Consider the following 6272-nt stretch of genomic DNA (forward strand, 5'->3'; position numbering starts at 1 on the left):
GGAATAGCGTTAGCTTTTCAGTCGTGCCAAAAGGCGCTATGAAAATCGAAGGCGATAAGACGACGATTTTCAAGAAGAGGTGAAAAGATGAAACATTTATACGAAAATCATCTCGGCGGTTGGTATGTGTTAGACCGCTACGAGGAACCAGAATACTGCGAGCAATGCGGGGATTGTGACCGTTATCTCGGAAGCTTTGAAGATAATAAAGAAATTGCTATAGAGCTGTTTAAGCGAAACGCAACATCAGAAGGAATTGAAGAATTTACAGGTCTTAAAATACACCCTGAGTTGGTGGAGGGCGACGCATGACCCTGAATGAACGAGTTAGCACGCTAGAAGCTAAACACATAACGAACAAACGCTCAATAGCCAACGCTAATCTAATCATGACTACTTTAGCGTTTGTCATGCTGCTGTTGGCTGTCGGCTTAATCACATCAACCGAACATCAGCAGCGACAAATTAGTGAACTAAAGACAGAGCTTGAGAAAAAGGCAAGTGAAATCGAGAGACTGCAAAATAAAAACTCGGCACAAGACATTATCCTAAACAAGCTGAATAGCGAGTATCAGCTTAAAGAACGCCAGAAAGCAGAAGAAGCGAAGCGGATTGCGGACGCTAATGGAGTGGGAGGATAGATTGAAATTTCTTGATTTATTTGCAGGAATCGGCGGTTTTCGTCTGGGCATGGAAGCATTTGCGACAATTTTGAGCAGAAAAAATGGCAAGAGTTTTTATCTTGAAAAAGAAGTCGTGGTAATGAAAGAGAAAGTTCTTGTTGACATCATCAACCAAATTGAGGAGGTAGAATAAATGCTTGAGATGATGATTGAGTGGATTGACGGCAAGATAGCCCTCAACAAGCACATGATTGAGGACGAAAACAAGCCCTCTGACTTTGAAATCTTTCTTTTGGCAGACATTGATATGCTGACCAAAATCAAGGAAGAATTATTAAAACGGGAGGTGTCGAATGAGTGAAATTTTAGGAGCGGTAGCAACACTAGCATTCTTCTTCTTGGCAGGCGCATTTGTCAACCACTTAGACTGGCGCAAAGCCAGAAAGCAAGCAGAGCAAGAAGCACGAGAAGATGAACGCATAGAACTTGAAGCTATGTATATAGTCTGTGCAATCGAGCACGACCGCAGAGAACGAGCACGCAAATTGGCAGAGGCTCGGAAGAAAAGTCCGGGCTGGCAGTATTAGATAGGAGCAAGAATGGTCTATACAGTCAATGATATTAAAGAAAACATCAGATTCATAGCTATACCTATAGAACTATTCGAAAACGACTGTTTTAGCAAGCTGAGCAATGACGCAAAAGTTCTGTATGGTTTTATGCGCAATAGATTGAGTTTGTCAATTAAAAACAACTGGATTGACGGAACTGTTCCATATATTCATTTTTCAATCGATGAAACCGAGGCGATTTTAAAAAAGTCAAGAGCTACAGCAGTCAAAATAAAGAAAGAGTTGTTAGATGTTGGGCTGATTGAAATCAGAAAAGTCTTCAATGGTTCGGATGTTATCTTCGTCAATAGAGTTACAGATGTTGCAGAAAATGAACTTGCGAAAGTTCAAAAATTAAACTCCGAAAGTTTAGAAAATGAACTTGCGAAAGTTCAAAAATTAAACTCTAACTATACTAACTATAACTATACTAATAATAACTATAAAGATAAGACAAGTGCGTCTACGACGACTGGTGGAAACACTTTATTTAGTATAGCAAATCAGAACAGTTTGGCTTCGCCAGTTGTCGTCAACGACTTAGGAAAATTAAATAATTTGATTGTAGAGAATTTTGGAAAGCAGCCAACACCCCTACAAATTGATGATATGCGCTATATGCTAGAAGAGAATAGCTTAGAACTATTGACGCTAGCAGTCAAAGAGGCTGTTAATAACGGTCGCCCTTATTTCTCTTATTTGCAAGGGATTTTAAATAACTGGAAACATGATGGTTTAAATACTCCCGAACTGGTCAAGAACCGAGTAAAGCCACGAAGCAGAGCAGGAATAGTCACTATGCTTGATGACGGCTATGATGAGAAATTAGGTATTTAATTATGGCAGAAGAACTAAGAAGCGTTAAAGAATTAAGAGTTGCATACTATGAAAGGACTTACCCGATTAACGAGCGCTGCCCCAAACATCCCTCTGTGCTAATGATACGAACAACGAACCCCTGCACAAATAACACTTTTGATTTTTGCCCTGAATGCGGGCAAGAAGAAATCAACCGCGAATTGGAAGAGCTGGGAGCAAAAGCTGAAAGTCAAATTAGAAACTTTAAGAGTTACGCAGTATTTGAAAGAGAATCTATCATCTCACCTAAAATAGCACAAGCGACAATCAGAAACTTTGAAATCCGTACAGAGCAAGACGCCAATGCCGTGAACTTTGCTAAACGCTTTACAAGAGAATACGTTAAAGAGCGTTACGAAGGCAATGTCATTTTTCAAGGGCCACCCGGAGTTGGCAAGAGCCACTTAGCGTTAGGCATGGCTAAGACAATCAACGAGACTTTCCAAAAGTTTGGAAATAAAAAATCGGTTGTTTACATGCCGGTGTCAGAATTATTCTCACGGATGAAAGAAGCGTTTAATTTTAAAGACGCCTGCTGGGACGAAAAAAGAACCCTCAAATTCTTAACAGATGTTGACTTCCTCGTGCTTGACGATTTGGGCAAAGAGTCCAGCGTTGGAAATACAGTCAAAGAGGGCAGCAGTTGGGCGCAGTCGTTCCTGTATCGGCTTTTAGAGAATCGAACGAAGACGATTATTACAACGAATTACGCAGGAAGTCAATTAAAGCAGCTCTACGAGCCTAGTTTGATTGATAGAATTTTGGCAGGCAGCAAAGATAACAAATTTATTTTTAAAAACGACACAGAAAGTAGGCGCAGTATATGACAAGTGTTTTAAAAGCAAGCATGTCCAATTTTGAAATGGTCGCTGTATTCTCGGAAAAATACTACGACTTGTCAGACGTGCTAATAAACAAGCTGATGAAAGTCTCTGAAGAAACGTGTTTAGGCAAGCTGCAAGATATGGAACAGATGTATTTGAAAGGCGGGAAGTGGGATGTTTGAACCAACAGACGGGATTTGCTTTCGGTGTCACAATGACATCTATAAGCAGAATCCCTACACACAGACTGCAGGCTATAATCCAAACAGTAAAAGCAAAGGTTGGCACACTAGTTGTCCACATTGCCATACTAGCTTTGTAGATTAGGTGAGCGGATGGATAAAGATTTACAAGCAGAGATTGATAACTGGCGCGCTGACTATTTACATCTAGGTTATGAGTTGGGCGAGATTATCAACGAGCAACAAGATAAGATTATCTCACTCAGTCAGGAGAACAAACGCCTGAAACGTGAGATTTGGAATTTAAGAAAGACAAAGAAGAGGAAATAACATGGCAAATGAATTAACGCAGAAACAAGTTACATCGAACGTAGCTAACCGCATCGAGGCTATGAAAGGCGAGGGGTTACTGATTGCGCCGAATTACAGCGTAAGTAATGCCCTGAGCTCAGCATACTATGCGCTGAAAAACTCCAGTAGCGGAAATTTGCTCCAGCAATGTACACAAGATAGTGTTTATAATGCCTTGTTAGAAATGGTGACCCAAGGACTAAGTCCGGCTAAAAAACAATGCTACTTTATCAAATATGGTTCGGATGTTCAGCTTAGAATGTCATATTTTGGGGCTATTAAAGTCACTAAGGGCTTGCAAGATGTTAAAGATGTTATTGCAAATGTTGTTTATGAAGGAGATACATTAGAGGTAGCGGTTGAAAATGGCCGTAAGAAGTTAGTCAAACATGAGACGGATTGGCGGAACGCAGATAATCCAATAATTTCCGCTTATTGCATCATCACTCGTACGGATGGAGAAGAGTTTCTGGAAGTCATGACTAAAAAACAAATTGATAAGTCTTGGTCTAAGGCGAAGACAACGAATGTGCAGATTGATTTTCCTGACCAAATGGCTATGAGGACTGTTATCAATCGCGCGGCCAAAATGTTTATCAATACAAGCAATGATAGCGACTTGTTTGCTGGAGCCATCAACAACACGATTGCTGACGAGTACGAAGACGGCAGACAAACAAAGGACGTCACCCCGCAAGAAACCGAAAGCCTTGATGACGTTCTTGGAAATCCAACTGTTTCCGAATCGGAAAGTGTTGAGAATCCGCAAGAAACTGCCGAAGAGCCGAAAAATAAAGTGGCTGTTTCCAAAACAGAAACAACCACACCAAAAGTCAATGAAGAAACGGGCGAAATTTTGGACGGCGAACAAGGCGAATTATTTAAAGAGCTTGAGGATTTGATGTGATGGTCGAACTAACGCAAGAAAATTATTATCAAGATACTAGTCGCTTGTCATACTCGCGTTATAAACGCTACAAGCAATGTCAAGCTAAGGCTTACGCAGTTGATAATGGTATCTGGGTAGAAGAGCGGGACGAAACCCCTCTCCTGCTCGGAAACTATGTACACAGCTATTTTGAAAGCCCGGAAGCACATAAAAAGTTTATGGCAGAGAATGGCAATAAACTTTTTGCGAAAACTGGCAAGAACAAAGGAAACCTCAAGTCTGACTTTATTATCGGCGACAAAATGATTGAGAGCCTGAAAGATGACGATGGCTTCAATCGCTTATATCATGGCTATCCAAGTGATAAAGTCGAAAAAGAAATGATTGTCTATGGAGAAATTGAAGGTGTGCCAGTCAAGGGCAAGCTCGATAGTGTCAATTTGTCAAGAGGTTATTTCGTGGATTTGAAAACTATGAAATCTATCTACTCCGAAGAATGGAACTCGGATCTAAGGAAACGAGTTCCTGCAGCAGTCAATAACATTTTAAACTTTGGCTATCACGGGCAGTTGGCTTTGTATCGTGAATTGTTAAAACAGATGACAGATAAGGAGTTTAGACCTCTTATTGTCGCAGTCAGCAAAGAAACTGTACCTGATAAAGACGCTTTGAAGATTGACGAAGAATGGCTTGAAGAAGGTCTGGGCAACCTAAAAGCCGATATTGTCGAGGTTTGGGATGTTGTTCAAGGCAAACAAAGACCTCAAAAGTGCGGTCATTGTGACTATTGCCGAAGTCAGAAAAAACTAGATGCAGTTATCAGTTTGAATGATTTGATAGAAATTTAAAACCAACGTGCCGTGAACCACGTTAAAAGCGAACTAGAAAGTGTGTCAATCGGTCATGTGACCTTGGACGAGCGACCGCCCGTATTTAGCCAAACTCACACAAAGGCAGTCGCTGTTTTTTTGAAAATAAAGGAATGAAATTTTTAGATTTATTTGCAGGTATCGGCGGTTTCCGTCTTGGGATGGAATCCGTTGGTCATGAATGTGTTGGTTTTTGCGAAATTGATAAGTTTGCTAGAGCAAGCTATAAAGCTATACATAACACAGAAGGAGAAATTGAACTACATGACATTACAACAGTCACAGATGAGCTTATTCGAGGAATTGGACACGTTGACATTATCTGCGGAGGATTTCCGTGCCAGGCTTTCAGCATTGCGGGAAAGCGGAAAGGATTTGAAGATACTAGAGGAACTCTGTTTTTTGAAATCGCACGGTTCGCATCTATTCTCAGACCTCGCTTGCTATTCCTTGAGAACGTCAAAGGACTCCTCAACCACAATGGGGGGGATACGTTCGAGACCATACTCTCAGCATTGGATGAACTGGGGTATGACGCTGAATGGCAAGTGCTTAACAGCAAAAACTTTGGAGTCCCCCAAAATTGGGAACGTGTGTTCATTATCGGACATCTTAGAGGAGAATGTACCAAAGGAGTATTTCCTCTCGGAGGAGAAGGTCAAAAATTTGATAGCGAACAGCTAGAAATTGACATTGTCGGCAACACCAAAAATCCAAATAGTACAGCCCTAGGAACAAGCGGCGTTGTTTATGGTTCTAAAGGTTTAATCGGAACTTTATGCGCAAGAGACTATAAAGAACCCAAACAAATCGCTATTCCAGTCTTAACACCAGAAAGACCAGAAAAACGCCAAAACGGACGCAGATTTAAAGATGACGGAGAGCCTATGTTTACCTTAACCAGTCAAGACAGGCACGGAATTGTGGTTGCAGGGAAATTGCCAAGCAATCACGACCAAAACTCAAGAGTGTACGATCCCAGAGGTCTCGCGCCAACTCTTTCGACCATGCAAGGAGGAGGGACAGAGCCGAAGATTATTCAAAAGGCAAGGGGATTTAATAAAG

Annotated in this window: 12 protein-coding genes; all 12 read left to right on the forward strand. The window is 41.2% G+C overall.

The features are described from left to right. Window positions 1-87: 87 nt before the first annotated feature. On the forward strand, window positions 88-312 hold the full coding sequence (locus HMPREF2574_RS06955; protein ID WP_070812355.1) for a hypothetical protein: 225 nt from the start codon (window positions 88-90) through the stop codon (window positions 310-312). Next, window positions 309-641 (forward strand): hypothetical protein, encoded by a 333-nt coding sequence (locus HMPREF2574_RS06960; RefSeq protein ID WP_070812356.1) that lies wholly within the window; start codon window positions 309-311, stop codon window positions 639-641. Before HMPREF2574_RS06955 ends, HMPREF2574_RS06960 begins: the two co-directional genes overlap by 4 nt. Window position 642: 1 nt before the next feature. Continuing rightward, window positions 643-816 (forward strand): DNA cytosine methyltransferase, encoded by a 174-nt coding sequence (locus HMPREF2574_RS10445; RefSeq protein ID WP_180363987.1) that lies wholly within the window; start codon window positions 643-645, stop codon window positions 814-816. Further along, window positions 817-984: a hypothetical protein gene (locus tag HMPREF2574_RS10565; RefSeq protein WP_180363988.1), complete on the forward strand. Its 168-nt coding sequence runs from the start codon at window positions 817-819 to the stop codon at window positions 982-984. Then, window positions 977-1210, forward strand: a complete 234-nt coding sequence (locus tag HMPREF2574_RS06965; protein ID WP_070812357.1) for a hypothetical protein — start codon at window positions 977-979, stop codon at window positions 1208-1210. Before HMPREF2574_RS10565 ends, HMPREF2574_RS06965 begins: the two co-directional genes overlap by 8 nt. A gap of 12 nt (window positions 1211-1222) precedes the next feature. Further along, window positions 1223-2071: a replication initiator protein A gene (locus HMPREF2574_RS06970; RefSeq protein WP_070812358.1), complete on the forward strand. Its 849-nt coding sequence runs from the start codon at window positions 1223-1225 to the stop codon at window positions 2069-2071. Between the two features lie 2 nt (window positions 2072-2073). Next, window positions 2074-2919, forward strand: a complete 846-nt coding sequence (locus HMPREF2574_RS06975; protein ID WP_070812359.1) for an ATP-binding protein — start codon at window positions 2074-2076, stop codon at window positions 2917-2919. Beyond that, entirely contained in the window at window positions 2916-3098 is a 183-nt protein-coding gene (locus HMPREF2574_RS06980; RefSeq protein ID WP_070812360.1) for a hypothetical protein, read from the forward strand. Before HMPREF2574_RS06975 ends, HMPREF2574_RS06980 begins: the two co-directional genes overlap by 4 nt. Before the next feature lie 153 nt (window positions 3099-3251). Further along, window positions 3252-3428: a hypothetical protein gene (locus HMPREF2574_RS10570; protein WP_164232090.1), complete on the forward strand. Its 177-nt coding sequence runs from the start codon at window positions 3252-3254 to the stop codon at window positions 3426-3428. 1 nt (window position 3429) lies between these two features. Next, on the forward strand, window positions 3430-4356 hold the full coding sequence (locus HMPREF2574_RS06985) for a recombinase RecT (RefSeq protein ID WP_070812361.1): 927 nt from the start codon (window positions 3430-3432) through the stop codon (window positions 4354-4356). Beyond that, on the forward strand, window positions 4356-5186 hold the full coding sequence (locus HMPREF2574_RS06990) for a PD-(D/E)XK nuclease-like domain-containing protein (RefSeq protein WP_070812362.1): 831 nt from the start codon (window positions 4356-4358) through the stop codon (window positions 5184-5186). Before HMPREF2574_RS06985 ends, HMPREF2574_RS06990 begins: the two co-directional genes overlap by 1 nt. A gap of 134 nt (window positions 5187-5320) precedes the next feature. Beyond that, a partial coding sequence (locus HMPREF2574_RS06995) for a DNA cytosine methyltransferase (RefSeq protein WP_083313003.1) occupies window positions 5321-6272 on the forward strand: 952 nt, incomplete at its 3' end.

It is taken from the genome of Streptococcus sp. HMSC034E12, from assembly GCF_001835915.1.
Lineage (GTDB): Bacteria > Bacillota > Bacilli > Lactobacillales > Streptococcaceae > Streptococcus > Streptococcus vaginalis.